Source organism: Phenylobacterium sp. (assembly GCF_031425575.1).
Taxonomy (GTDB): Bacteria; Pseudomonadota; Alphaproteobacteria; order Caulobacterales; family Caulobacteraceae; genus Phenylobacterium.
Genome location: NZ_JANPJP010000309.1, coordinates 1 through 2066 on the forward strand (window position 1 = coordinate 1; position 2066 = coordinate 2066).

Here is a 2066-nt window from a genome sequence, read left to right on the forward strand (position 1 = left end):
GATGTTCATCCGCTGGCGCAGGGCCCGCTCGATGGCGAAGCACTCCGGCGCCTTGATGTCCTCCAGGTTGATCCCGCCGAAGGTCGGCTCCAGGGAGGCGACGATGTCGACGAAGCGGTCGGGGTCGAGGGCGTCGATCTCCAGATCGAACACGTCGATGCCGGCGAACTTCTTGTAGAGCACCGCCTTGCCCTCCATTACCGGCTTGCTGGCGAGCGGCCCGATATTGCCCAGGCCCAGGACCGCCGTACCGTGGGAGATCACCGCCCCTAGGTGTGCGCGCGCGGTGAATTGGTCGGCCGCCGCCGGATCGGCCACGATCGCCTCGCAGGCCGCGGCGACGCCGGGGGAATAGGCGAGCGCCAGGTCGCGCTGGGTGTCCATGCGCTTGGTGGGCTCCACCGACAGCTTCCCCGGTCGGGGAAGCCGGTGATAGTCAAGCGCGGCCTTGCGGAAGTCGTCGTCCATGGGCGTCAGGTCTCCTGAGGCGACCTCTGCGACGATGCGGCGTCATCTTCAAGGCCTAGGGCCGACGGGGGCGTCATGATGTTCGGAAGTAATGGTGCCTGGGGGCGGATTCGAACCACCGACACGTGGATTTTCAATCCACTGCTCTACCAACTGAGCTACCCAGGCCCGGAGCCTTTTCGAAGGAAAAGGCTCGGAATTCTTAGTAGGAGCGCGACGGTCGCCTGAACCGGTATCCACTTCAGGCTGTCACGCTCCGTGCCCCGCCTTCGCGGGAGCCGCGTCTATAAAAGAGGGTCGGGGCGGTGTCCAGCGAGGAGCATCAATTCCCGTCATCCTCGTCGTGGAGGCTGTCGGCCTCGTCCTCCTCCACCGGAATCGCATAGCTTCCCACCAGCCAGCGCTGCAGGTCCACGTCGGAACAGCGGCGCGAGCAGAAGGGCCGATACTCCGTGGAGCCGGGCTTCTTGCAGATGGGACAGGGGGCGGCGGTCATCGCACATCCAGGCGGTCGCGGGGCCCGTCGGAGTTCGTCTCGATGACGAACCGAGCGCCGATCCGCGACGCAAGGGTCTCAGCATAGGGCTTGGCCGCCTGGGCCACCGAGGGCGCGCAGGTGACCACGAGGCGCCCGCCGGGATCGCTGGCGGCGGCGGCCTCCAGGCGGCGGATCAGGCGCAGGGCCAGGGTCAGGTCGGAAAGCCCCCCTGCCCCATCGCCCAGGATGTCGCGGATGGCGCGGCCCCGGCGCGGCACGGTCATCTCCATGGTGCCGAAGCGCCCCACGGGGCCGATGGCGACGCCGGGATTGTCCGGCGCGAAGGCGGTGCGGGCGGCGGTCAGCAAGGCGTTACCGTCATGGCCACGACCCACCAGGTCGATGACCACGATGCCGCCCAGACCCTTCAGGCGCAGCAGACGGGCGGATTCGGCGAGCGCCGTGTGGTTGGCCTGGCGGGTGACGCGCTTGACGTCCTGACCCTTGCGCTCGCCCACATCGACATCGATGGCGACGAGGGCGCGGGTCGGCTCGATGGCCAGGTCGCCGCCGCCGGGCAGCGGGTGGAGGGTCTCCAGGGCCTCGGCCTCGGCGGCGTCGGCCATGGCGCGGGCCTCCCGGCCCTCAATGATCGGGGTGTCGCGGGCGAAGAAGGTGAGTTGTTCGGCGATGTCCGGAGCGGCGGTCAGCAGGCGCGGCTTGCCCTCGGCCGGGCCGATCAGGCGCAAGGTGGCCAGCTTGCCGTCGCGCGGCTCGCTGCGGATCTCCACCTCGATGGCGTGGCCCTCCACGGGCCGAGCGTCCGGCTTGAAGGCCATCAGGGCCTCGACGCCGCCGAGATCGATGAAGGCCGAGGCGAAGGCCGGCTCCACCTTGCGCACCCGGCCCACCAGCCGCGCGCCCAGCTGGGTCAGGGGGCTGTCGCCATCGCGGGCGATCAGCAGACGCTCCGACGCGCCGTCCAAGGTCACGACGCCGCGGGTCTCACCGATTCCCCGGTCCAGATAGAGTTTCCGCACGCTCATGGCCGCACGTATCCCAGGCCGGTCAGCAGGTTGAGCGTCTCATAGAGCGGCAGGCCGACCACCGCCGGATAGGA

General features: G+C 69.2%; 2 protein-coding genes, 1 tRNA gene and 2 pseudogenes. All 5 read right to left on the reverse strand.

Annotated elements, in window-relative coordinates; translation table 11 throughout:
- Positions 1-468: pseudogene (locus RMO97_RS17325) on the reverse strand (NADP-dependent malic enzyme); the annotation flags it as partial.
- A gap of 92 nt (positions 469-560) precedes the next feature.
- Positions 561-636, reverse strand: a tRNA-Phe gene (locus RMO97_RS17330).
- 154 nt (positions 637-790) lie between these two features.
- Positions 791-964, reverse strand: coding sequence for a DNA gyrase inhibitor YacG (yacG, locus tag RMO97_RS17335; RefSeq protein ID WP_304699703.1), 174 nt, complete (start codon positions 962-964; stop codon positions 791-793).
- Positions 961-1992, reverse strand: coding sequence for a ribonuclease E/G (locus tag RMO97_RS17340; RefSeq protein ID WP_310542270.1), 1032 nt, complete (start codon positions 1990-1992; stop codon positions 961-963). Before RMO97_RS17340 ends, yacG begins: the two co-directional genes overlap by 4 nt.
- Positions 1989-2066: pseudogene (locus tag RMO97_RS17345) on the reverse strand (septum formation inhibitor Maf); the annotation flags it as partial. The pseudogene RMO97_RS17345 and the gene RMO97_RS17340, both read right to left, overlap by 4 nt.

Excerpts from the sequence above, each read along its gene's own strand:
- yacG (WP_304699703.1), bottom strand. The coding sequence starts at position 964 with ATGACCGCCGCCCCCTGTCCCATCTGCAAGAAGCCCGGCTCCACGGAG.
- RMO97_RS17340 (WP_310542270.1), bottom strand. The coding sequence starts at position 1,992 with ATGAGCGTGCGGAAACTCTATCTGGACCGGGGAATCGGTGAGACCCGC.